The sequence below is a fragment of the Neisseria mucosa genome, from assembly GCA_003028315.1.
GTDB lineage: Bacteria > Pseudomonadota > Gammaproteobacteria > Burkholderiales > Neisseriaceae > Neisseria > Neisseria mucosa.
This window is the reverse complement of sequence record CP028150.1, coordinates 401,351-425,706: the sequence shown is the minus strand read 5'-3', so window position 1 is coordinate 425,706 and position 24,356 is coordinate 401,351. Positions and strand designations below refer to the sequence as shown.

Below are 24,356 nucleotides of genomic sequence, written 5' to 3'. Positions count from 1 at the left end.
TATCGCGATACGGATTGGGAAAAGGTCGTCTGAAAACGAAAAAAGGCGGGAAATACGCCCGCCTGTCCTCAATCAAAAATCATATGCCCCAATTTATCGGCTTTGGTGTGCAGATATCGTTCGTTTTCCGCATTCTCGCCGACATGGAGCGGAATACGTTCGACAACATTGATGCCTGCATTTTTCAACGTCTGAATTTTTTCAGGATTGTTGGTCAACAGCTTGACAGCACGGATATTCAGATGGTCGTAGATTTGCTTGGCAAGCGTAAAGTCGCGCGCATCAACGGGTAGTCCGAGTGCGAGGTTGGCTTCGACCGTATCCATCCCTTCGTCTTGAAGTTTATAGGCACGGATTTTGTTTATTAAACCGATACCGCGTCCTTCTTGACGCAAATAAACGATAACGCCCCGTCCTTCTTGTTGAACCGCCTTCATCGCCGCTTCAAGCTGCGGGCCGCAGTCGCATTTTTTGGAAAACAGGGCATCACCGGTCAAACATTCGGAATGGATGCGGGTCAGGACAGGGAGGTCGTCTGAAAAATCGCCCATCGTCAAAGCGATGTGTTCTTGTCCGTTCGGTTCTTCAAAACCGTGCATAGTGAAGTCGCCCCATTCGGTCGGCAGGCGGCAAGAGGCGACGAATTTCAAGGTATTATTCATGCTCTTCTTCCCTGTCTTCGATGCCTGCCAATGCTTTTAGCGGATCGGCAAGTGCCAACGCCAGCGCCGACCAATCCGTTTGGGCCGCGTCATCGGCTTGATCTTTATCGGCAAATTCAACGTGAACCACGCCCAAAACCGTTCCGTTTTGTGTTGCCACAGGGATGGACAACTGGCTTCCGCTGCCCTCGTTCCGGCTGCCTTGGATTTCGTCCAGCGAAAGCCAATAAGCTATATCGTTGGCAATATTCATCCAACCGCTTTGCGCCGTACGGCAGGCAAGGTAAACCGTACCGTTTTCTTCATGAATAGCCAACAGATTTTCCAAAGGCTCGCCTTGTGCCGCGATACGAACCAGCCTTGCATGCGGTTCGCCCGGAAGGTGGATGTAAACCGCTGCACTTTTGACGGCTGTTGCACGGCTGAATACCGAATCCAAAGCCATGAAAACCTGTTTGAGCAAAGCTTCGTTTTCAGGCGTTTCTTCAATATGGTCTGCCAGCTTCCAGCCGTCTTCCTCACGCCACAAAACCGAGCGGTCAATCGAAGCATTGCCCATATCCATCACCGTCTTCGCGGTCAGATACGCAATACGGAGGTCGTCTGAAGACAGCTTCAAACCCTGTGTCTGTAAAAAATCCTGAATCAGTAAAACAGGCATGATGTTCCTCTTTGATATTAGTGTGTTCCGGCAGATAACCGACCTGCCATTATATCGGTCGGAATAAAGCAATTTCAAGCTAAAGGTTGTTTGCAGAGCAGGATACTTTGTGTATAATCCCGAGTTTCATCACGCGGACGTGGCGAAATTGGTAGACGCACCAGATTTAGGTTCTGGCGCCGAGAGGTGTGAGAGTTCGAGTCTCTCCGTCCGCACCAACATACAAAAACGCTTGAAAATTTCAGGCGTTTTTTTTCGTTTAATCCTGTCTAATACCATCAACCAATCTCAGTAAATACAGGGCTTTCAGGCTGATTGCTATCCTATTGTCTTCTTCCTGATTGTATAATTCCGTCTAATTCAGCTTAATTGAAGTAACCTAAAATTTACGGTATCTTTTGCGGTATCTGAAAAATACCTCGAAAAAATACCGTAAAAATGAAGCTGAACGACCGACAAATCAAAAACGCCAAGCCTGCCGAAAAACCGTTTAAGCTGAATGACGGCAAGGGCTTATATTTGTATATCAATACAAGCGGCGGGAAGTTATGGCGGTTTGATTTTTCGCATAACGGCAAACGGAAAACGCTTTCAATCGGCAAATATCCGACCGTATCACTGGTAGAAGCCCGGCAAGCCGCCGAAAACGCCCGCCGCTTGCTTGTATCGGGGCAAGACCCCAGCGAAGCCAAGCAACAGGAAAAACGCGAACGGCAAGCCGCCACCCTAAATACCTTTGAAGCCATTGCCCGCCGCTGGCATTCTGACAACCTGATCCGCTGGAAAGAAAACCACGCCGCCCGCGTGTTGAGATATTTTGAAACCGACGTTTTCCCCGTCATCGGCGCAATGTCGATACAGGAAATAAGGGTAAGCGATATTAAAGCGGTTCTTGACGGCGTAATGGTGCGGGGCGTGAACAATACCGCCGAAAAAATCAGGGAGTGGACGGGCGCAATATTTGACTATGCTGTCATGCTTGAAATTGTGGAAACCAACCCCGCCTATTCATTGCGGAAATACATCCCCGCCAAGCAGACCGACCATCGCCCCGCCCTGCCCCGTGAAGAACTGACCGAGTTTTTTCGCCGCCTGATACTGGCAGAGATTGAGCCGCAAAACAGAATAGCCCTGATTTTGAATATGCTGACCTTTTTACGAAGCACGGAACTAAGGGGCGGGCAATGGAATGAAATAGACTTTGATGTGGCAATATGGACAGTTCCCGCCCAGCGCATGAAGCACGAAAAGACCGCGCCGAAACCGCCCCATGCCGTCCCACTGGCTGACTGGACGCTTGAACTTTTGGCAGAACTGAAAGAACTCACAGGTAATACGCCGTTTCTGTTTCCGAGCAGAACCAAGACGGACGGTTTTATCAGCGACGCAACAATAGGTCGTATCATTGAGCGTATGGGCTACAAAGGCAGAGTAACCCCGCATGGTTTCCGTTCCCTTGCCAGCAGCGTTTTGAATGAACAAGGCTTCAACCCTGACGCGATAGAGCGACAGCTTGCCCACATTGAAAACAACAAGATCCGCGCCGCCTATAACCGCGCCGATTATCTAAACGAGCGCAAAGGGTTTATGCAATGGTATAGCGACTTTTTGCGGGAACGGTACCGCCAAGCATTACAGATGATCCAAGATGGCAAGACTGGTTAGAGGCCGTCTGAAAAATACCGCTTCAGGTTTGTAGGAAATCTTGTCAAGACTAGATAAGTATCGAAAAATAATATCTAATTGTGTATTCCGATTAAATTCGGAATAAGCGAATAACCCGTGCTTGATATTGAACTGGGTAATATTTATAAGTTGATAATTATGTTTGCTATTGACCGATACTGTAGTAGTTTTGAAGTAGATGGATTATCTCTCCTTGAAATCTTTAGTGGAATGGGCTGTTTGAATTTTGATGTTATGACAGCTAAAGAAGAGATAGCATATAGAGAGCTTGAAAATTTGAGAGAAGATTTGATCAAATGTATTACAGATGGAATATTCAAAACACAAGAGGATTTTAAGGAAAATCAAATAAACACCTGTCTATATATGCTAATAAAAGCCGCTTCGATGATACCCAAACATCTAATGACTGCAAAAAAGGCTTTGAGAAGATATATTCAGGGCTTTCAATGGGAGAAGCGGGGAATAAAATTAAGGGGAGGTTTCAGAAGTAAAGAAGAAGAACAGGAATTTCAGCAGCAGGCAGATAGGAAGCTAGAAGAGATTAAGCAAAGCCTGATTTATCTTATCTGTTATCCAACGCATGGAGGGAGTGGGAAAACACAAACACTTTTAAGGAGAATATATCAGGTTTTCCGGTATTGCTTAGATATTGATGTAATGAATTTGAAAATCGGACTAATAAATCGTGTTTTCGACATTCTCAAGCCTTTAGCAGGATTAGACAATTATCCCGATGTGCAGACAATACGCAAACACTTGAGCAAAGAGAGCAGACAAAAGATAGACAAACAGTTGGAGTTATATAGACAAGAAAAAGCCGCCGGGCTACAAGAACAACTCGGCGGACAATATGAAATTAGTAAACGATAAACAGCCGAAATCATAACACGGCAACTAAGATGAAAAAACAAAAACGCGCCTTTTAAAGGGCGCGTTTTTTGCATATTGCGAAAATGAAAAGAAAAAAAGCAATTTTGCATTATGTGAAAACGAAGCAAAAAAGATGATTTTTATGCCTGTCTTTGAATATTGTAGGTGGATATTATTCCAAAACGTTGAATAATCCAATCAAGCCCGAAGAAAGGGGAAGAAATGACAAATACCGTTTTAAGAGTGGATAGCCTATCACGCACATTTAGCGTTTCAAAAGCTACCGTTTGGAATTGGGTAAACCCAAAAAGCCGCCATTACCGCCCTGATTTTCCCAAACCGTTCAAAATTTCCGCCAATGCGACAGGCTGGCTTGCAAGCGAGATTGACGACTATATCGGCAAACTGGCAGCCAAACGCGAAGAGCAGGCAAATTGATTTATCAGGCGCAAAACAAATGCCGCCTGAACGGACATTCAGACGGCGGAAAGGATTATTAAGCATGAGCGACTATTCTACCAATGGCAAGGCAAAAACGCCAAGTCAAAGAGAGCGCGTTTTATCCCGATTGAAACAGGGCAGCGTTACATCATGGGAGCTTTCCCAAATGGGCATATTGGGCTACAACACGCGCATCATGGAGCTTCGCAGGGCGGGGCATGACATCGTTACCGTGATGGAAGAAGTAACCAACCAATTTGGCGAAACCGTGAAACGCGGTCGGTTCGTATTAATCAATTAAATCAGGAGCTTTACTATGAATATCGAATATACAAAGACAACTTTTGAGACCCGTCAAAAGTTACTGAAAGAAGCAGAAGACAAATGCAGCGAACTGACCGCCCAAATTGAAGCGGCAGAAGCTGGCGTTACAGAAGCGCAGGCGGTTATCAATGAATTTGCGGGGCTACGAAACAGACGCAAAGGCATATTTGCCAACCTGTTGAAAATGGGCAAACCCACAAACAGCGAAGAAGCCAAAGGGCTTGATTCAGAGATTGCCGCCAAACGCGAAGAAGCAGACCGCGCCGCCGATATGCTGGAAGCGCAAAAAGAATTGTTGGAAAGCCTTTTTAATGAACGCCTTCAACATCTGAACCGCATTTCAGAGCTTCGCAATTTACTGGCTGTTTCCCGTTATGAGATGTTTATCATCGACATAGAAGAAACCCACTTGCCCGAGTATATGGAAGCCGCGCGCGCCTATATCAAAGCCGCCGCGAAATTGGTAGGAATCGGTAAAGCCTCCGCTGAGATGAGAGCGAATCTACTTGAAAACGGTTTGCGGGTTGATTGCCCGTCCTATGGGCAATCCCTGCCAAATCGGATCATTGATCTACGTTTACCCGGCTTCTTCAACATGATGGACGGCACAGGCGGGGAAGAAAACGCTATTTTCGACATCTTGGAAGACGTGGAGAAAGAAAAAGAAGCGGCTTTGGACAATTTGAAATAGCAACACTCAAACAACCGCCCAAAGGCTGAAAAATCGCTATTGGGCGGCGTTCTAAAAGGATTAAGGACATGACCCCGAAACAAGAACAGTTTGCCCGTCTGTATGTGGAAACGGGCAATGCAAGCGAAGCATATCGGCAAGCCTACAACGCTGACAACATGAAGCCCGAAACGGTAACGAATGAAGCCTATAAGCTGCTTCAAGACCCCGATATTTCCGCGATGGTAGATGACCTCAAGGCAGAGGCACGGCAACGACACGCGGTAACGGTGGACGACCTGTTGAGCGAATTGGAGCAGGCGCGGGCGGCCGCACTGTCAGCCCCTACCCCACAGAGCAGCGCGGCGGTATCGGCAACGATGGGCAAGGCAAAAATGCTGGGCTTGCTGGTGGATAAGGCGGAAATCAAGGCAGAAGCGGAAATCAGCACGAAACAGGAAGAGTACACTCCGCCGTTAACGGACGATGAAGTGCAGCAAGTCATAAAGTCTTTTTTCAATAAGCCGTACAGTGAAATCACGCTTGAAGACATCATCGGAACCGTTGGAGAAGATACAGAGCGCATCGGGTATGTAATAACCATGATCATCGTGGATAAAAAATTTTAGCCGCTTGATGCAAAAATCATTTGACAAATCGAGCCTTGAGAATCAGAATTTAGGTTCTCTCAAAACGAAATACCCAATCAGCAGGGTAACGCTGATTTTTTATCGCCAAAATTCTTTTACGGGCGTTTGCAATGTTATCAAACGTTAGCATTTCAGACGACCTATCACGAGTTATGGCGGTGTCTGCCAACCGCAAGGCGCAGGCTGGTTTTATTTCGCCAGAGAGAGCACCGCCCCCTTATTTGGGGCATTCTCAAAATCTCTAAAGAAAGAAATACCATGACTTCAAATTTCCCCCAAATTCAAGACGTTCAATACCCATCAGAACAAGGCTTTTGCGCCGTCGTCCACGAACCGACCGCGTATTTAGCCGATATTGACGTTCACTCATGCACCGCCCGCCGTTTGGGTATCTATCCATCACACGCCGCCGCCGTTGCCGCCTGTCAGTCGTTTATTGCTTCGCTTTCAGACGACCTAAAAGCATGGGCTGCTTACAGCGTAACGACAGCCGAACAAATCCGCTAAATCCCTGAAAAACACCCGCCTTTATGCCGCCCGTTTTGGACGGCATGGGGCAAACTTCGCCCTAGTTTTTTTATAAGTATTTGATTTTTCAATGCTTGATAATTTTGGTGCGCTGGGGCATGGAGGACATGAAATCATGAAACCGACTGACAAAAACGACCGTTTTCGCCGCTATTTCAACCGCGCTTTGCTGGTGTTTGGGGTGTTGTTGATGGCTTTGGCAATCCGAGCCTGTAACCAGCCTGCCCATGCGGAGACGGAGCAGGCAATGCAGACAACACCGACCATATGGGAGACCAACCCGATGGCGGGGGTGGTTTTAGAACCTGTAACAGGGGAGGCAGAACAATGAAACCGACCTATCAAGACATCAAAGCCGCCGCGCAATACCGCTGGCAGGAAATCCACGCCGCCATCGGCATAGACCAGCGATACTTGAAAAACAAACACCAGCCATGCCCCGCGTGTGGGGGTAAAGACCGTTTCAGATACGACGACAAGGACGGTAACGGCACATTCATTTGCAGCCATTACCACAACGGCGCGGGCGACGGTTTCGGCTTGGTCATGCACTATCTGAATTGCGGTTTTGACGAAGCATTGCGCGCCGTAGCGGGCGTGTTGCACATGGGCGGGGCAAACCCCTTGCCGATACCGCCCACGCGCCCACAGACGCAGCCACGCCACGAAAAAGACCAAATCGGCAAACTTGCAGCATTGTGGGACGGGGCAGAACCGATAACCGCCGATTCCCCCGCCGTGCAGTATTTGAAATCACGCGGTTTGGACATGGTGCAGTTACCTGAAAACATCCGTTTTTTGAGAGAGGCGGATTATTGGACGACGGGGGAAGACAAGCCGATTTTCATCGGTCGTTTCCCCTGTATGGTTTGCGCCATCCGCGATACGGGCGGAGGGCTTCAAGGCTTGCACATGACCTATCTTCAGACGACCTATGACAAGCCATACGGGGAAGACGGGCTACACGCCCCGCATTATCAGAAGCTGGCAATCAAACACCCCGAAACGGGCGAAGCCCTGCCCGCCAAGAAAATGCAGAGCCGCAAACAGGGCAGCATTTCAGGCATGGCGGTTCACTTGTTCCCCACCCCTGAAAACGGACGGCTTGTCATCGCAGAAGGCATAGAAACCGCCCTTGCCGCCCGTGAATTGTTCCAAGCCCGCGATTGGGGCTTATCCGCCGCCTTGAGCGCAAACAGCATGGCGAAATACCGACTTTCAGACGACCTCAAGGAAATCGTGATTATTGCCGATAACGACACGCCGCGCCCCGTAGGTTTCAAAGCCGCGCATGATTTGGCAGTCCGAGCCATCAAGCAGGGCATCAAGGCGCGCATATGGCAGAGCGACACACTGGGCTATGACGCATTGGACGAACTGAAAGAAGCAAAAAGGTCGTCTGAAGCCCAATCAGACGACCCTATCCAACAAAACAGAGGTGATACACCATGAAAACAAACGCAATTATAGACGCTAAAACCATTGAAGACTACAACATCGACGACATCGAACCATACCGCCCGCGCCCCCGCTTCGATACCGACCATCGGGGCGTATGGTGGATAAACGTCAGGACAGGCAAAGACGGTGAAGCCGTTGAAGCAGAGCCGCTATTGCTTTCCGATCCTATCGACATCATCGGCACGGGGCAGGACAACGACGGCGCGTATTACCGCGTTATCCGCTGGCAGGACAAAATCACACGCCAAACCAAGACTGCCGCCATCCCACAAGCGGAAATCGGCACGGTTCAGGGCTGGCAGCGTTTGCAGGGTTACGGCTTAACCGTCATGAGCGGGCGGGCAAAAAGGGAAAGACTAGCAGATTATTTGCAGACACAGGGCAGCCGTACCGCCTTTACCATTACCGACCGCGCGGGCTGGCACGGCGACACCTACATCATGCCCAGCGGCGAAACCATCACGGCAGACGGCAAAACCCCCGCCGTCATCTACAACGGCGACACCAGCCAAGCGGCGGCATACCGACCAAACGGAGAGCTTGGCGACTGGCAGCAAAATATCGCCCGATACGCAGCGGGAAACAGCCGCCTTTGCCTGGCATTGGGCGCGTCCTTTGCCGCCCCCTTGCTGTCCCTGTTGAGCGAAGAATCGGGCGGTTTCCATCTGACGGGCGATTCATCTGACGGCAAGACCACCGCCGCCAAAGCAGCCTTGAGCGTATGGGGCAGACCATCGGGCAGCCTGTTGTCTTGGAGCGGCACAAAAATAGGCTTTTCCAATACCGCCGCCGCGCGCAATGACGGCTTGCTGGTGTTGGACGAAATCGGGCAGGCAAGCCCGCACGTTATCGGCGACACCGTTTACAGCGTCATGAACGGAATCAACAAAGTACAGGGCGCAAAACAGGGCGGCAACCGCGCCTTGAGCCGCTGGAAAGTGATGATGTTCTCGACAGGCGAAAAGACCCCCGATTCCATCCTGAAACACCACAAAGGCGATTGGAACGCCGGGCAAGCCGCCCGTCTGCCCAGTATCAGAGCCGCCGCCCGATACGGTATTTACGATACCTTGCACGGCTTCGAGAGCGGCGCATTATTGAGCGAACATATCGCCCAATCCGCCGAACAATATCACGGGGCAGCAGGCAGGGCTTTCATCCGACGGCTTTCAGACGACCTAGAACAAGCCAAACAGCAGGCAAACGAGCGCATGACCGCATTTATGGAGACCGTCCCCGAATTGTCAGGGCAGGCGCGAAGAGTGGCAAAACGCTTTGCCCTTGCCGCCGCCGCTTTGGAGCTTGCCGCCCCAGTTACCGGCTTAGCCGCAGGCGTAGGCATGGCAGGCGTGAAACAATGCTTTGATGAATGGCTGGAAACCAACGGGGCGGGGAAACACGAAGACCGCAGAATCATCGAGCAGGCAGCCGCATTTATGGACGTTTACGCCCTGTCCATGCGCTTTTCAGACTGGAGCAGCCAAACCGTAAACCAAAATCACGCAGGCTATCGGAAACAGGAAGGGCATATCACTGAATATTGGTTAGTCCCTGTTGTATTTGAAGAGGAAATCTGCCAAAACTTCGACAAGCTGAAAGTTTGCGAAGTGTTACACGCCGAACAATGGCTGAAAAAACCAAACAACGGCAGATGGCAACACCAGCGCAAATACAACGGCGCGTCAGCACGATTCTATGTTTTAATGGGAGAAGCCCCGCCCGATATTGACCAATGACCGAGAGACAGCCCGCTATGACCGATACAGGCGGGCTTTTTTGCGCCCATTACTTCAGGCAAATCATTCGATACGCCATAAAATCAACAGCAAGCCCCTAATTTTCGAGAATTAGAGCTATTCAATCCCTGCCCGATACCAATCCATACTCAAACAGCAAAACGCGCTTACGGCGCAATTACGCCCTATTTCCGCCATGACTGACGGGGATAAATAATTTCCAGACCAATACACGCGGACAGATAAAACCCTATGCGCGAGACAAATATAGTGGTTACCGTGGTTACCACAAAACTTAACATTTATAACTATATGAATATCAATATAAAAACAAAGAAAAAACGGTAACCACCTACATTAATTTAACAGGTTACCGAGTGGTTACCAGTGGTTACTCTTTTATTTTCATGCGCTTATGCTTCAAATCAAACAGCAGTAACCAGCGGTAACCATGTGAAGATGTGTAAGTGGTTACCATGAAAGCCCCGACTTATAAGACTTTGACGGCTTGGTAACACGGGTAACCACGGTAACCACTACTTTTTTATCTATATACGCTTTTTTGTTTGGGCGCATGACCGACAGAGCCGATACAAACAAAAGCCACCCGAAAGGCAATATCGGACGGCTGGAAGAATAGAGCAAACACCGCCCCAAGACGGCGCGTGATTGCCGGTGTTACAATCCGATCATATTTCACAGCTTGGCAGAAATACCACAAACCGCCCCTGAAAAATTTTGACTTTGACAAATTTACGGTATTTTTTACGGTATTTTGGAATCTATTAAAAATTTAATTAAATAAAAACAATATATTATCTATTTAATTCGAGTCTCTCCGTCACAACATACAAAAACGCTTAGAAATTCTAAGCGTTTTTTTTCGTTTAATCCCGTCTAATGCCATTAACCAATCCTTGTAAATGCAAGGGTTTCAGACTTCTTTATATTCCATTGTTTTCTTTTGGGCTACATAACGCCGTCTAATTTAATCTAATTGAATCAACCAAAATCAGGGGGGATGATTCGGGGTATCTGAAAATATCCCCACTATGCCGCTGAATGACCGACAAATCAAAAACGCCAAGCCCGCCGAAACAGGGAAAAAGACCAAGCTGTTTGACGGCGGCGGATTGTATCTTGAAGTTACCCCAGCAGGCGGGAAAGTTTTCCGCTTGAAATACCGTATAGACGGCAAAGAGAAAACATTTACTATCGGCAAATATCCGACCATATCACTGGTAGAAGCCCGCCAAGCCGCCGAAAACGCCCGCTGCTTGCTTGTATCTCCGCCCTACTTTTATATACAACCATTTGTATATAAATAATTTTATTCAGTATTACATTTTATTGTTCCCCGTTTCTCGTCTTTTCCCGTTTACACAAATCTACCCGAATCGGCATAAAAATGTCGGTGCTTTTGTTGGTGCATGGCACAATGCCTCAAAAAAGCACCAACAAAACTACTGATACTGCTGCTCTTTGCGGTGTGCGGAAAAATCAGAAAGAACCAATGCTTAAATCCGCCGTAATTAGCCATTTGCCGTGGTTTTAAAGTAAGTATTTCTTGTACATCAGGTCAGTCAAATAAAGAACTGACTACATCATCTTCGATGAATTTGATTAACAAAATTAAAAATGCCGTCTGACTTTTCAGGCGGCATTTTTAAATTGTTCATTCCTACTTCGGCGTGTAACGTCCCGCCATCGCTTTATACACCATGTTTTCGTATTTCAGCGTCTCATACCGCTGGTTCAACACGTTTTGGGCAGAGCTGTATTCCGTGTTCAGTGCTTCCAGCCAGTCTTTCAGCTCGTTTTTGCCGTGTTGGTAGCGCACTTGGTAGTAGCGGCTGTTTTTCTTGTCCAAGGCGTAACGCTGCTCTTGATTGTTAAGCGCGGCTTGGGCGTTTTGGTAGGCGAGGTAGTTGGTGTTGACTTCGTTCAGCGCGGTGGTCAGGGCTTTTTCAAAGTCGAGTTTGGCGCTGTCGAAATTGGCTTGGGCGGTTTTGTCTTTCCACTTCATGGTCTGCCAGTTGAGGAACGGCAGGTTGATGGTGGCGGAGCCGCCCAGCAGCGGGATATTGAACGCGCTTTTGGCTTTTTCAGACGACGTGCTCAAGCTCGCGCCCAATGTAATCGAGGGATACCAACTGCGTTTTTGCGCTTTGACGGACTGGAGCGAGGATTGCAGGCGGTATTCGGCGGCGCGCAGGTCAGGGCGGTTCGCCAACACGGTAATCGGTACGTCGAGGTTCACGCCTTTGACGGGCAGCAGGCGGTATTGTGCGGGGTCGGCGGCGATGGCTTCGTTCGGCTTGAGGTTGAGCAGGTTGCGTAAAACCTGTTTTTGCGTGTCAAGGCTGTTTTTCAGGGAAATCAGGCTGTTTTGCGCATTCAACAGCGATTGTTTCGCCTGCGTCGGCTGGCTGGAATCGGCTCTGCCGTAGCGGAACTTGGCATCGGCAATGCGGTTGATTTCCTGATATTGCTTGAGGGATTTTTGCGCCAATTCAATGGCTTCGTTGAGGTAGGCGATGTTGAAATAGGCGTCGGCGACATTATTGATCAAAGTCAGGCGCGTGTTCGCCATATCCTGCCGCGTGGCTTGGTATTCCCAGACTTGCGCGTCGGCGGTGGCACTGAGTTTGCGCCACAAATCCAATTCGTAACTCAAGCCGAGCTGGCTGCTGAAGGTGTTGCCGTGGCTGCCGGTTTTCAGGTTTTTGGATGTGGACGCACTCAACGAGCCGCTGAACGACGGCACCAAATCCGCCCCCAAAATATTCGCTTGATATAGGGCTTTATTGACGCTGATGGCCGCCTGTTTCAAATCGATATTGTTTTCCAAAGCCTGCGCCATCAGGGCGTTGAGCTGCGGGCTTTGGTAGATTTCCCACCAGTTGCCGTTCACGTCGTAACGTTCGGCAGTCTCCGCCGCGCTCATGACCTGCCCCGTCGATTCGAGCGTGAGGTTTTGGTCGGCACTGTGGACGGCGCACGCGCTTAAGGCAAGGGCGAGCGACAGGGATAATGCCGTCTGAAAAAAAGGTTTTGTCTGCATGTTGTGTCTTTCGGTTTAAGGTTTCAGACGACCTGAAAGGTCGGGAGGTCGTCTGAACAATCTCATCGGCTGCGTTTATTTATCGGCTAAAACCGCTTTTCGCTGTTCCGTAAAATGCCACCACGGCTTCGGTTCGTTCCCCTGCATAAAATCAACCAGCGACAGGAAAATGTCGATCATGCAGGGATCGTGTCGGGTTGTGGTCAGGCTGCACAGGCGGTCGTACATTTCGTAAGCGTCCTGCCCCGCCAAATCCTGCGGCTGCGTGATGCCGAGCAAAGCCAAATCCTCCGCCACGGCTTTGCCGACATTGGGCAGGTCGGTCAATGTATTCAGCTTGCTTCGTTGTACTTTGTCGGGGTTCATGTTTCAGCCTTTGATTTGGAGGTCGTCTGAAAACCAGCAATCGGATGGATCAACTTGTTTTCGCGGGCAAAGCCCACGCTACTTTCCGCTCTTCCACCTTAAATGCACCATTGCCGTCGAACGTATTTCATACAAAGCCGAAGTGGTCTTCTCAAACTCATCAGACAATCCGTGTTCGTGGGCGGAGAACGGCGGGGAATCATTCCAAGAACCCATGCCGCCGAAAACGTGGCTTTGTTCGCAGGCAAGTTCCAAACGTTCTTCAGAAGGCAGGGATTCGTTTTCAAGCGTCCGCGCCGCCTTGTCGAAAAAAGCCCTTTTCCAATGCAGTTCGCCAATGGCTTCCGCAAGGGCGGAAATATCGGTTAAAGCCTGATGGAAACGGCGCACCAGTTCTTGCTCGGTCATTTGATTTGTTCTAAGTTCTTCAAACAATTTTTCAGAAGACGTTTTAATTGTTTGGCAGTTTGCGGATGCATCGGCTCTTGCAGTTTACGCTCCAACCGATCGGCTTCGTGTTCGAGTTCATGCTTATATCTGACTCTGGAGCGTTGCTGTCTCTCCAATATTTGTAACTGTTGCCGCCACAAATCCTGCTGCAATTTCTGCCATTCTTTGGTTTTATGCTTCGACGGAAGCGGAATTCTATCCGACAGCTCCACACATGGTTTGGAACACTGCGAACAACGGGGCGAACTGCTGTCTTGGGGGCGGAAATAGCGTTTCGGACGGCGCACGGCGGTGCGGCAGGAAAAACAAACGTAATTCGTATTACTCATTTCAATAAAATTCAATTAAATCAATTATTCATGTACCTTTCGCCGTGGAATCCGTTTTTCAGACGACCTCTTTCCATTCAAAAAGGTCGTCTGAAATCATGAAATCCTAACCACCACGCCGCAATGCTGTTCGGCGGCGGTTTGGTAGAACGCGGCGAGTTCTTTAAACCGCTGCGCCAATTCCGCGCGGGTTTCGGCAAAGGCTTTTTCGTCGCCCCAAATATCGGGGTAGATTTGGTTGTTTTGAAAATCTGCTGCGGTTTTGCCGTCGAGCAGCGCGGCGAAGTCGGCTTGGTTCAGGGCTTGGGCTACTTCGGCAATTTCAGTATCGTCGATCCAGCCGGTGTGTTCGCCCGCTTCTTCATCCTGCCGCAGGATGTTGCCGATAATGGCTTTGCTCAACGGGTTTGCCGCGTCGGCATCGTCCGAGCCTTTGCCGGTCAGGACGAAATGCAGCGCGTCCCATAGTTTGCCTGCGCTGCATTCGGATACGGCGGCAGGCGTGCCGGTGGAGGCTTTGATTTGTTCGATGCCGCTTTGCGGATAGGCTGTGTATGTTGCGTAAACGTCCATAGGTTTCCTTGTATTGAAGGCTGAAGATGCCTGTTTCTGGAGGGGTCGTCTGAAATATGTTGCGGATTCGGACGACGCTCGGGCTGTTTTCGCAATGTATTGTGTGAATCGTGTGTTCGGTATTGCGTCGGGTTCTGACCCGACTTTTGCTTTTTCAGACGACCTTATTTATCCAAACGCAGCAGCGGGTCGCCTGCTTTCTGTACCGCCGTTTGATAGGCGGGGTCTTTTTCAATGCGCTGCAAATAGGCGCGGATGTTGGGATAGTCCGCCAATCCGAAGCGGTCGGCGGCGGCTTGCAGCGGGTAACTCATCATGATGTCGGCGCCGCTGAGCCGGTTGTTGACCAGCCAGTCTTTGCCGTTTAATTCGTTTTCGACATAGGCAAGATGCAGGGCGGCTTGCGGTTCGATAAAGCCGTTTTTGACGTTGCCGCTGATTTTGCGTGCGACGGGTTTGATGAAAAACGGCATGGGGGCGTTTTCTATTTTGCGGAACACCAGCCCGAGCAAAAGCAAGGGCATCAGCGAACCTTCGGCATAGTGCAGCCAGCGTTGGTAATGCCAGTAATCTTGGCTGCCGCGTTCGGGCATGAAGCGTCCGCCGCCGTAGGTTTGAATCAGGTAGTCGGTAATCGCGCCGCTTTCGTTGAGCACGAATCCGTCGTCGTCGATAACGGGGGATTTGCCCAGCGGGTGTACGGCTTTGAGTTCGTCGGGTGCCAGCAGGGTTTCGGGATGGCGCGCGTAGGTTTTGATTTGATACGGTGCGCCGATGAGTTCGAGCAGCCAGACGATGCGCAGGGCGCGGGATTGTGCCAATACATGCAGGGTAATCATTCGGTTTTCCTCGGTGTGTGTATAGTGGATTAACTTTAAACCAGTACGGTGTTGCCTCGCCTTAGCTCAAAGAGAACGATTCTCTAAGGTGCTGAAGCACCAAGTGAATCGGTTCCGTACTATCTGTACTGTCTGCGGCTTCGTCGCCTTGTCCTGATTTTTGTTAATCCACTATATATTCATTGTGATGACAATAGCCAAACTGTGTTTTCAGACGACCTTTTGGGTTTGGAGGTCGTCTGAAATTTTAATCCTTAGACAAGGCATCAATCGGGTTGAGTTTGGAGGCTTTGTTGGCGGGCATAAAACCGAACGCCACGCCGATGGCTGTCGAGCAGACGACCGCGCCGATGACGGAGCCGATGGAAATTTCCATCGGAAATTCGGTGACGAAATGGTTGAACACGAGGCTGATGGCCGTGGACAGCCCTACTCCGACCAAACCGCCGATAATACAGATTAAGACCGCTTCAATCAGGAATTGTTGCAGGATGTTGTTTCGCCGCGCGCCAATCGCCATGCGCACGCCGATTTCTTTGGTGCGCTCGGTAACCGACACCAGCATGATGTTCATCACGCCGATACCGCCAACCACCAACGAAATCAAGGCGATGGAGGAAATCAGCAGTTTCATCGTGCCGGTGGTGCTTTCAACCATCTGCTTGATGCTGTCGCTGTTGTTCATGAAAAAGTCTTCCGTACCGTGCCGCGTTTTGAGCAGCTCGGTCAGCCCTTTTTCGGCGACTTGGGTGTTGGCGTCGTCTTTGATTTTGACGGTAATCGAGTTGGTGTGGCTCTCGCCGGTAATTTGGTGCATCACGGTCGTATAGGGCGACCAGAGCATCAATACGTCGGCGTTACCGAAGGAGTTTTCTTCTTTTTGCATCACGCCGATGACGGTCAGCGGGCGTTTTCTGAAAAGAATTGTTTTACCCAAAGGATCGGTGTCTTCACCAAAAAGTTTGTTTTTGGTGTTTTGGTCAATCACGACGACTTGCGCGTCTTCTTTCACATCGCCCTCGTCAAACAGGCGACCTGATTCCAGCTTCAGCCCGCGCACGTCAAAATATTGTTCGCCCACGCCGTAAAGCGAGGCGGATAAGTCGGTGTTGCGATAGGTCAGCGTGCCGCTGGAATTGGTCTGCGGGGTGGCGGAAGCAACGTAGCTTTGTTTGGCGATGACTTTGGCGTCGTCAATGGTCAAGGTTTTAATCCTGCCGCTGCGCCTGTCGCCGAAGCCGCGCCCGGGGAAGATGCTGATGGTGTTCGTCCCCATCGCGCTGATGTCTGCGAGGATTTTTTTCTCAGAACCGTTGCCCAAAGCGACGACGGACACGACCGAGGCGATGCCGATGATGATGCCGAGCATGGTCAGGAGCGAGCGCATTTTGTGCGCCATAATCGCCTGCACCGACATTTTGAAGGCTTCGACGAATTGGTCGTAATAAAACAGCCACGAAGATTTTTCTTTGATGCGTTCTATTTTGCTTTCGGGGATTTCGGGATTTTTTGAACTGTCGGAGATGATTTCGCCGTCGCGGATTTCGATGATGCGGTTGGCGATGGCGGCGATACCGGGATCGTGCGTAACCATAATCACGGTATGCCCTTCTTTATGCAGCTTTTGGATGATTTCGATTACGTTTTTGCCGCTGGCGGTATCGAGCGCGCCGGTCGGTTCGTCGGCGAAGATGATTTCGCCGCCGTTCATCAGGGCGCGGGCGATGGAGACGCGCTGCTGCTGACCGCCGGAAAGTTCGCTGGGCTTGTTGCCTTCTTTGCCTTCCAAACCCAAATCCTGCAACAGTTTCTCCGCACGATTAGAACGCTCTTTGCCGCCCATGCCCATATACACGGCAGGCAGGGCGACGTTGTCCCGCGCCGTCAGCGAACCCAAAAGGTTGTAGCGTTGGAAAATAAAGCCGAAGCGTTCGCGCCGCAATGCTGCCAATTCGTCCGGCTCCATTTTGGCAGTTTCGATGCCGTCGATTTGATACGAACCCGAAGTCGCGCTATCCAAACAGCCGAGGATGTTCATCAGCGTGGATTTGCCCGAACCGGATTGCCCGATGATGGCGACAAAATCGCCCTTCTCTATCGACAGGCTGACATCTTTCAAAACATGAACGCGGTTCGCGCCGCTGCCGAAGTAGCGGTTGATGTTTTTACATTCGATTAAGCTCATAAGTGTTTCCGACCGATAATGATGTATGGAGTGGAAAGGTCGTCTGAAAGGGGAGTTTTGCTAAGAAACAAAACTTTCAGACGACCTGTTGCCTATTTATCTCGGCGGACCCTGCATGGCGCGTTGCGCCGCTTCAGCCTGCTCCGCCGCGCTCATTTCCGACATCACCACCTTGTCGCCTTCTTTCAAACCGCTTTTCACTTCGGTATTCATACTGTCTTTCAGACCGACCGTAATCTCGCGTTCCGAAGCTTTACCGTCCGCGCCCAAAACGCTGACAAACGATTTGCCGTCGTGTTTTTTAATCGTCAGCGTCGGCACGAGCAAAACGTTTTTCACGCCGTTGATTTCAATCGTGTTCTGCGTCGTCATACCGATGGAAAGTTTGCCGTCGGGATTAGGCACCAAAGCGCGGGCGTAGTAGTAAATCGCATTGGAAGTCGTGTCCGTGCTGGTGGTGTAGCTGCCCAGCGACATCGTGGTCAAGCCCGGATCGACGCTGTCAAGCTTCGCCTTAATCGGCGTATCCGGTTCGGACAGAATCGTAAACGAAATGTCCTGCCCCGCTTTGACCTTGGTAATATCGCCTTCGGCAATCTGCATTTTGTTCAACATCGTATCCAGATTCGCCAACTGGATAATCGTCGGCGTGGACTGCACCGCGTTCACGGTCTGCCCTTCTTCCACCGGAATCGCCACCACCGTACCGTCCATCGTCGCGGTAATGCGGGTATAGCCCAATTCCGATTCGGCGGTATTGATGGAAATTTTGGTTTGCTTGATGGAAGCCTTCAGCTCGGCAACGTTCGCCTTAGCCGCAGCCAGCGCATCCTGCGCGCTTTCCAAATCCTCTTTGGACGTCGCGTTTTCCTTCCACAAAGCCGCTTCGCGCTTGTATTTCTTCTCCGCGCTGTTCAGCGCGATTTCGGCAGAAACCAATTTCGCCTGATACGTTTCCAGCTTGGATTTTTCCGTATTCAGCGTGTTCACCTGAGTGGTCGAATTGATTTCCGCAATCAAATCGCCCTTTTTAACCTGCTGTCCGAGCTTGACGTACAGCTTCTTAATCTGCCCCGAAGCCTGCACGCCCACCGACACCAGATTCGACGGCGAAATCTCGCCCGTAGCGGATACCGTCTGGCTGATGTCACCGCGTTTGACCGTTTCCGTGATGTAAGAAGTTTGAGGTTCGGGCTGGAAATAAGACCACGCAGCAAACCCAAGTACCGCAGCAACCGTTATTCCAACCGTCCATTTATTAATGATTTTTGCCATAACTGACTTTCTGATTCATCCATTTCATCTGTTCAATCCGGCACCCGATTCATGTCGCATAATCCCAACACTTATCCGCCGAAAACGCTGAAAACGGGCGGATTTTACTGCAAGCCTTTACTCCAGCCAAGTCAACGGCAAATCAAATAAAATCATAATAAATTGTTTTATAATCATTTTATAAAAAACCATTTCCAAGATATTGCAACGCATTTACATATTTTCCCAATCCTGAAATCTATCCAAACATTCAAAATGAGAGAAAAGAACTATAATTGCAGTCTGAATTCCCGCCCATACAATAAAAATTACGACATATCATGAAAAACACATTACAAAAAGGCTTCACGCTGGTCGAGCTGCTCATCGTCATCGTCATCCTCGCCATCCTTGCCACCCTTGCCTATCCGTCCTACGAACGCTTTATCCGTAAAAGCCGTTTGGAGAACGTCCGTTCCGAGCTCCTGATCAATGCCCATAATCTCGAACGCTTCTACGCGCAAAACCGTACGTTTGAGAATTTCCCGGTAACAGACTTGGTTCAAAACGAATACTTCACCATCCAGTTTTTCAACTATCAAAACACCCAAAAAGGGAAAGAGAATCCGTCCGCCTCGGGCTTCCTGCTCGAAGCTAAGCCGAATGACGGATACAAAAGCAAAGAGACCTGCTCCGTCTATCTCGACAGCGACGGTATCTTTTGGGCAAGCAGCTCAGCAAACAGCGAGGATTGCCCCGGATATGAACAAATAGACCAAAAATAATCCGAACCTGCTGCCGCATTCTTCTCCGTTCATATAAAAGGTCGTCTGAAAACTTGTTCAAGATTTTCAGACGACCTTTTCATCATCAGCTAAAATCTGCTATTTCCAAGTCAGAAAACCACATCATGAAAATTACACCCGTCCAAGCCCTAAACGACAACTACATTTGGATGATTCAAGACGGCAACCACGCCGCCTGCGTCGATCCGTCCGATGCCACGCCCGTTTTGGTATTCCTCGTCCGCAACCGCCTGATGCTGGCGCAAACGTGGGTTACCCATCTGCATCACGACCATATCGGCGGAGTCCAATCACTCAAAAACGGCTTTATGGAATCGCCTGTGTACGGCGAGGCGGATATCGATGTGGCAACGCATACGGTAACGGCAGGTACGCAGTTTCCCTTCGGCAACGGGCTGGTTACCGTGTGGGCGACGCCCGGCCATACTGACCGCCACGTCAGCTATCTTTTGGAAAACGCCGAAGGTCTGCACGTTTTCTGCGGCGATACCTTATTCTCCGCCGGCTGCGGCAGGGTGTTTACGGGAACGATAGAAGAGTTGTACGACAGTTTCCAAAGATTCAATCAGTTGCCCGAAGACACGCTGTTTTATCCTGCGCATGAATACACCGCCGCCAATCTGCGTTTCGCCGAATTTATCGAACCGGAGAATCCCGATATTCAAGCGGCTTTACGCGCGGCGGAACATACGCCGACCCTGCCCGTAACCCTTGCGCATGAACGCAAAATCAATCCGTTTTTACGGGTCGATTTGCCCCAAGTCCGCGAACGGGTTGAGGAATTGGTAGGGAAGCAACTGGACAGCGGTTTGGAAGTGTTCGCCGCGCTGCGGGAATTGAAAAACCGGTTTTAGGTCGTCTGAAAACTCAATCCAGCCAATTCAAACCAAAGCAATTGATCCCTTATCCCGTCGCTGTATAAACACAGACGGGAATGACAGCCCTTTTATAGTGGATTAACTTTAAACCGGTACGGCGTTGCCTCGCCTTAGCTCAAAGAGAACGATTCTCTAAGGTGCTGAAGCACCAAGTGAATCGGTTCCGTACTATCTGTACTGTCTGCGGCTTCGTCGCCTTGTCCTGATTTAAATTTAATCCACTATATTTCAATCGGCCATAAAACCTGCATTCCAATCTATTGCAGGGATTTTGAATACTTTCGCCCCGATAAACTATAATCGGCACATTCAGACGACCTTTCCCAAGCCATGACCCGACAAGTTTTCATCCTAGGCGACCAGCCGCTCCCCGAAGGCAGCAGTAAGCCCTATGCGCTTTTGACGGCGAATCCGACCAAGGAACACCACTATATCGCCCAAACCGAGCAACGGCAGCATGCGCACAATCCCCAAGTCAGCCCACAAAACCAAAATGTTTACCGGCTACCCCTATCCTTGTTTGGCACTCATCCCCATCAGCAGCATGATGAAAGGAAAAAACGCAAACACGCCGCCAAACCGGCCGCCCCGCCCGAAGCGGCAAGCGTCAACATCATCGGCAATCTGGCGGCGAAAAACCTCTACACGCTGACTTTCGTTGAAAACACCGGCAACCAATACAACCTCGAAAGCTGGTTCAACCGCCACGAAAGCGGCTACGAAGATGCCTGCGAACACCTGCGCACGCTGCCCGGATGTCGTCTGAAAACGAGCGAAGCGAGTTTCGCCAAAACAAGCAAAGCGGGTTTGGATAAAACCGATTCAGTCAAAGTTCCTGACGCGCTGTGGCGCGTGCTGCGGCTCAAATTCCTCGGCATTTTGCGCAATCCCCGCAACCATCAAAACCCGTTTGCCTACCGCCTGCTTCAAGTCCTGCGCTCACGGCTCCCCGAAGCGGGATTCGAGTTCGTCAGCCTCATCAGCCGCCGCGACCCGAAACGCATCGAATCCATCATGCAGGATTTCCATTTTTCCTTTCTCGGCTATGTCAACTGGCTCTCAGGGCTGTATGGCATGTTGAGCGAAGGCGTTTCACAACCGTCGCTGTTTGAGCGGTTGTTCTGCGCCGTTTTTGCCGAACCTCAAGCCGTGAAAATCGAGCTGTTCCGCTATCCCGACGATACGGGGCTGTGCCTCTTCGGCGACAGCGGTTTCTGCATTCAGGCATCGTCCGAACTCATCAGCATCGGCGTCAATATTTCCCACGATATGTTTGCCGTCGTCCATCTGCAAGCCGCACGCTGGCACGATTTTAAAAATACTTTCCATCATGACGCGCCGAAACTGCAAGGCAAAGTGAAGATTATCGACGGCGACCAAACCCAACGCGTCATGTTCAACCGGCTCTGTATCCGCCAATCGCACGAAGCCGTGTTCGGCAGAAGCCCGAACGTAAAAGACTACATCTGAACCATCAACAGCATGAATACTTCCCCCGACGCATCTATCTTAGGCCTAGGCTACCTCGGCCGTCCTTTGGCGCAGAAACTTTACGAAAACGGCAGCCGCGTCGCCGCCGTCAAGCGCAGCCTGACTTCGGACGATATTAATCTGCCCATACACCTCGACACCCTCGACCTCAATCAAGACAGCGTGTTTCAAAGCACGAACCTTGCCCGCGATACAAGCTTTTGGCAGCACCACGCCGACAAACCCGTTTGGTTCTGCCTTTTGCCTCCATCCTCGCTGACGCATTACGCCGATACCGTCAAACAATGGGCAGAACTTGCCCGAGCGTGCAATGTGCAGCATCTGATTTTCACCAGCAGCACCAGTGTTTACGGCGATAAAGCGCGCGAATGCGACGAAACTGCCACACCCGACCCGAAAACCGAGTCTGCCCGCCAAATCCTCGCCGCCGAACAATACCTGCTCGACAGCGGCGTGCCTAACATCGACATCCTGCGGCTGGGCGGGCTTTATTGCGCCGAACGCCATCCCGTCAGCCGTCTCGTTCAAAAACAAAACATCCCGGGTGGCAACCGGCCCGTCAATATCGTCCACCGCGACATTGCCGTCGAAACCCTGTTTCAGACGACCCTCCATCCAAACGGCAGGCGCATCCGCAACATCGTCGAACCGCGCCACCCGACCCGCCGCGATTTTTATACCTCCGAAGCCGCCAAACTCGGACTTTCGCCGCCCGATTTCGCTCCTGATGACACCAGCAGCGGCAAAATTGTAAATACCGTTTCCGCCGACGGATTAAGCCTGTAAAATTGGCGCTCCGCAACCGTTTCAGACGACCTTTCGGCAGCGGCAAAACCAAAACCAAAAAACACAGTCTTACTTAACAACCCCAAGCCCGAAAGTATCGAGAACACCCTATGTCCGCCCTATTTCCCGTTATCAACCACCTGATACAGCAAAATCCGGAACATCAACAAGACCTGTCCCGCCTGTCAGGTAAAACCCTGAGCCTCAACCTCGCCGGATTCGGACTGACCGGACGCATCAATCACGACGGCTTCCTCGAAACCGCCGACCAACCCGCCGACACCCTCATCACCTTCCACCAAAGCGCCATCCGCAAAATCCTAACCGGACAAGAACCTGGTGTCGGCGACATCAGCCTCGAAGGCGACCTCATGCTCGGCATGACCGTCCTGCCCATACTCGGCAGCCTGCGCTACTACGCTTCAGACGACCTCGCCCGCATCTTCGGCGACTCACTCGCAGGCAGCATCAGCGAACGCGCCGCAAACATCGGGCAAACCGTCAAAAAAATCGGACAAAGCATAGCCGAGCAAATCAGCGACTTTTCCCGCGAACCCGAATCCCCCGTTATCGACGCCACCACCCTGTCCGCCTGGATGGAAGAAGTGGACAAACTGCGCGACGACGTCGCCCGCCTCAACGAACGCCTCGACCGGCTCGAACGCGATATCTGGATAGACTAATTTTCAGACGACCCCATGCCTATGAACAGCCCGTTTCACAACATCGGTATCGTAACCCGCCCCAATACCCCCGAAATCCAAAACACCGCCCACACCCTCATCCACTTCCTGCAGGGACACGGCCTCACCGTCTATCTGGACGAAATCGGAATAGAAGAACGCTGCATCTATGTTCAAGACACCGTCGGCTGCCACATCGTCAGCAAATCCGACTTGGGCAAACACTGCGACCTCGTCATCGTCCTCGGCGGCGACGGCACATTCCTCTCCGTCGCCCGCGAAATCGCCCCCCGCGCCGTACCCGTTATCGGCATCAACCAAGGGCATTTAGGCTTCCTCACCCAAATCCCCCGCGAAAACATGACCGGAGAGCTGCTGCCCGTCCTCGAAGGCAAATACCTGCCCGAAGAACGCATCCTCATCGAAGCCGCCCTCGTCCGCGACGGACAAACCTTTCACCGCGCCCTTGCCCTCAACGACGCCGTCCTCTCGCGCGGCGGTGCCGGACAAATGATAGAGTTCGAAGTCTTCATCAACCAAGAATTCGTCTATACCCAACGCTCCGACGGCCTCATCGTCTCCACCCCCACCGGCTCCACCGCCTACTCACTAGCCGCCGGCGGCCCCATCATGCAGGCAGGATTGCACGCCTTCACCCTCGTGCCTATCTGCCCCCAATCCATGACCAACCGCCCCATCGCCATCCCCGATACCTCCGAAATCGAAATCCTCGTTACCCAAAGCGGCGATGCCCGCGTCCATTTCGACGGACAATCCTTTATCGACGTGCAAAACCTCGACCGCATCATCATCCGCCGCTACCACAACCCCCTGCGCATCCTCCATCCTACCGACTACCAATACTTCCGAACCCTGCGCCAAAAACTCCACTGGGGCGAACAGCTCGTATAAACGCAAAAGGTCGTCTGAAACCCAATTGCCCAGTTTTCAGACAACCTT

At 50.9% G+C, this 24,356-nt stretch carries 27 protein-coding genes, 1 tRNA gene and 1 pseudogene; 19 read left to right on the top strand and 10 right to left on the bottom strand.

The features are described from left to right. Window positions 1-68: 68 nt before the first annotated feature. Together ribA and NM96_02180 are read right to left on the bottom strand one after the other, a co-directional pair. Window positions 69-662 (bottom strand): GTP cyclohydrolase II, encoded by a 594-nt coding sequence (gene ribA / locus NM96_02185; GenBank protein ID AVR78321.1) that lies wholly within the window; start codon window positions 660-662, stop codon window positions 69-71. Further along, the gene (locus NM96_02180) at window positions 655-1,323 is read right to left on the bottom strand and encodes a hypothetical protein (protein ID AVR78320.1); all 669 of its coding nucleotides are present in this window, start codon (window positions 1,321-1,323) and stop codon (window positions 655-657) included. The genes ribA and NM96_02180 overlap by 8 nt, the downstream gene beginning before the upstream one ends. Before the next feature lie 133 nt (window positions 1,324-1,456). Between NM96_02180 and NM96_02175 the strand changes: the two genes are divergently transcribed. The 12 genes from NM96_02175 (at window position 1,457) to NM96_02120 (ending at window position 11,020) form a co-directional block, all read left to right on the top strand. Continuing rightward, a tRNA-Leu gene (locus tag NM96_02175) sits at window positions 1,457-1,541 on the top strand. A 220-nt stretch (window positions 1,542-1,761) separates the two neighbouring features. Beyond that, window positions 1,762-2,988, top strand: a complete 1,227-nt coding sequence (locus NM96_02170) for a DUF4102 domain-containing protein (protein ID AVR78319.1) — start codon at window positions 1,762-1,764, stop codon at window positions 2,986-2,988. A 117-nt stretch (window positions 2,989-3,105) separates the two neighbouring features. Next, window positions 3,106-3,882: a hypothetical protein gene (locus NM96_02165; GenBank protein ID AVR78318.1), complete on the top strand. Its 777-nt coding sequence runs from the start codon at window positions 3,106-3,108 to the stop codon at window positions 3,880-3,882. Window positions 3,883-4,104: 222 nt separating this feature from the next. Then, window positions 4,105-4,320: an AlpA family phage regulatory protein gene (locus NM96_02160; GenBank protein AVR78317.1), complete on the top strand. Its 216-nt coding sequence runs from the start codon at window positions 4,105-4,107 to the stop codon at window positions 4,318-4,320. 64 nt (window positions 4,321-4,384) lie between these two features. Further along, window positions 4,385-4,624, top strand: coding sequence for a DNA-binding protein (locus tag NM96_02155; protein AVR78316.1), 240 nt, complete (start codon window positions 4,385-4,387; stop codon window positions 4,622-4,624). A 15-nt stretch (window positions 4,625-4,639) separates the two neighbouring features. Further along, window positions 4,640-5,338 carry a hypothetical protein gene (locus NM96_02150; GenBank protein ID AVR78315.1) on the top strand — a complete coding sequence of 233 codons (699 nt, stop codon included), beginning with the start codon at window positions 4,640-4,642 and terminating at the stop codon, window positions 5,336-5,338. A 68-nt stretch (window positions 5,339-5,406) separates the two neighbouring features. After that, a complete protein-coding gene (locus NM96_02145) occupies window positions 5,407-5,946 on the top strand; it encodes a terminase small subunit (GenBank protein AVR78314.1) in 540 nt (179 codons plus the stop codon). Between the two features lie 279 nt (window positions 5,947-6,225). After that, a complete protein-coding gene (locus NM96_02140; GenBank protein AVR78313.1) occupies window positions 6,226-6,474 on the top strand; it encodes a hypothetical protein in 249 nt (82 codons plus the stop codon). A 136-nt stretch (window positions 6,475-6,610) separates the two neighbouring features. After that, the gene (locus tag NM96_02135; GenBank protein AVR78312.1) at window positions 6,611-6,826 is read left to right on the top strand and encodes a PTS sugar transporter subunit IID; all 216 of its coding nucleotides are present in this window, start codon (window positions 6,611-6,613) and stop codon (window positions 6,824-6,826) included. Next, entirely contained in the window at window positions 6,823-7,947 is a 1,125-nt protein-coding gene (locus tag NM96_02130; protein AVR78311.1) for a DNA primase, read from the top strand. Before NM96_02135 ends, NM96_02130 begins: the two co-directional genes overlap by 4 nt. Then, window positions 7,944-9,692 carry a helicase gene (locus tag NM96_02125; GenBank protein AVR78310.1) on the top strand — a complete coding sequence of 583 codons (1,749 nt, stop codon included), beginning with the start codon at window positions 7,944-7,946 and terminating at the stop codon, window positions 9,690-9,692. Before NM96_02130 ends, NM96_02125 begins: the two co-directional genes overlap by 4 nt. A gap of 1,052 nt (window positions 9,693-10,744) precedes the next feature. Further along, entirely contained in the window at window positions 10,745-11,020 is a 276-nt protein-coding gene (locus NM96_02120) for a DUF4102 domain-containing protein (protein AVR78309.1), read from the top strand. Between the two features lie 353 nt (window positions 11,021-11,373). On the opposite strand, the gene NM96_02115 is transcribed toward NM96_02120, so the two are convergent. The 8 genes from NM96_02115 to NM96_02080 all read right to left on the bottom strand — a co-directional run bounded on the left by NM96_02115 (window position 11,374) and on the right by NM96_02080 (window position 18,773). Further along, the gene (locus tag NM96_02115) at window positions 11,374-12,756 is read right to left on the bottom strand and encodes a TolC family protein (GenBank protein AVR78308.1); all 1,383 of its coding nucleotides are present in this window, start codon (window positions 12,754-12,756) and stop codon (window positions 11,374-11,376) included. A 75-nt stretch (window positions 12,757-12,831) separates the two neighbouring features. Then, a complete protein-coding gene (locus NM96_02110; protein ID AVR78307.1) occupies window positions 12,832-13,122 on the bottom strand; it encodes a mitomycin resistance protein in 291 nt (96 codons plus the stop codon). 78 nt (window positions 13,123-13,200) lie between these two features. Continuing rightward, window positions 13,201-13,530: a hypothetical protein gene (locus NM96_02105; protein ID AVR78306.1), complete on the bottom strand. Its 330-nt coding sequence runs from the start codon at window positions 13,528-13,530 to the stop codon at window positions 13,201-13,203. Beyond that, window positions 13,527-13,784: a hypothetical protein gene (locus NM96_02100; GenBank protein AVR78305.1), complete on the bottom strand. Its 258-nt coding sequence runs from the start codon at window positions 13,782-13,784 to the stop codon at window positions 13,527-13,529. The genes NM96_02105 and NM96_02100 overlap by 4 nt, the downstream gene beginning before the upstream one ends. A gap of 213 nt (window positions 13,785-13,997) precedes the next feature. Next, window positions 13,998-14,474, bottom strand: coding sequence for a DUF1877 domain-containing protein (locus tag NM96_02095; GenBank protein ID AVR78304.1), 477 nt, complete (start codon window positions 14,472-14,474; stop codon window positions 13,998-14,000). A gap of 164 nt (window positions 14,475-14,638) precedes the next feature. Then, window positions 14,639-15,313: a glutathione S-transferase gene (locus NM96_02090; GenBank protein ID AVR78303.1), complete on the bottom strand. Its 675-nt coding sequence runs from the start codon at window positions 15,311-15,313 to the stop codon at window positions 14,639-14,641. Between the two features lie 247 nt (window positions 15,314-15,560). After that, window positions 15,561-17,498, bottom strand: coding sequence for a MacB family efflux pump subunit (locus tag NM96_02085; protein AVR78302.1), 1,938 nt, complete (start codon window positions 17,496-17,498; stop codon window positions 15,561-15,563). A 96-nt stretch (window positions 17,499-17,594) separates the two neighbouring features. After that, window positions 17,595-18,773: an efflux transporter periplasmic adaptor subunit gene (locus tag NM96_02080; protein ID AVR78301.1), complete on the bottom strand. Its 1,179-nt coding sequence runs from the start codon at window positions 18,771-18,773 to the stop codon at window positions 17,595-17,597. Window positions 18,774-19,093: 320 nt separating this feature from the next. Here NM96_02080 and NM96_02075 point away from each other — a divergent pair, with 320 nt between their 5' ends. The 7 genes and pseudogenes from NM96_02075 to NM96_02045 all read left to right on the top strand — a co-directional run bounded on the left by NM96_02075 (window position 19,094) and on the right by NM96_02045 (window position 24,308). After that, complete coding sequence (locus tag NM96_02075; protein AVR78300.1) at window positions 19,094-19,537, top strand: type IV pilin protein; 444 nt, start codon at window positions 19,094-19,096, stop codon at window positions 19,535-19,537. Window positions 19,538-19,662: 125 nt separating this feature from the next. Further along, a complete protein-coding gene (gene gloB, locus NM96_02070) occupies window positions 19,663-20,412 on the top strand; it encodes a hydroxyacylglutathione hydrolase (GenBank protein ID AVR78299.1) in 750 nt (249 codons plus the stop codon). A 124-nt stretch (window positions 20,413-20,536) separates the two neighbouring features. Beyond that, window positions 20,537-20,644, top strand: a pseudogene (locus NM96_02065) (IS5/IS1182 family transposase). Window positions 20,645-20,766: 122 nt separating this feature from the next. Next, entirely contained in the window at window positions 20,767-21,906 is a 1,140-nt protein-coding gene (locus NM96_02060) for a hypothetical protein (GenBank protein AVR78298.1), read from the top strand. 12 nt (window positions 21,907-21,918) lie between these two features. Next, a complete protein-coding gene (locus NM96_02055) occupies window positions 21,919-22,713 on the top strand; it encodes an NAD(P)-dependent oxidoreductase (GenBank protein ID AVR78297.1) in 795 nt (264 codons plus the stop codon). A 110-nt stretch (window positions 22,714-22,823) separates the two neighbouring features. Then, complete coding sequence (locus NM96_02050; GenBank protein ID AVR78296.1) at window positions 22,824-23,396, top strand: SCP2 domain-containing protein; 573 nt, start codon at window positions 22,824-22,826, stop codon at window positions 23,394-23,396. A 21-nt stretch (window positions 23,397-23,417) separates the two neighbouring features. Continuing rightward, window positions 23,418-24,308 (top strand): NAD(+) kinase, encoded by an 891-nt coding sequence (locus NM96_02045; protein AVR78295.1) that lies wholly within the window; start codon window positions 23,418-23,420, stop codon window positions 24,306-24,308. The last annotated feature ends 48 nt before the right edge of the window (window positions 24,309-24,356 follow it).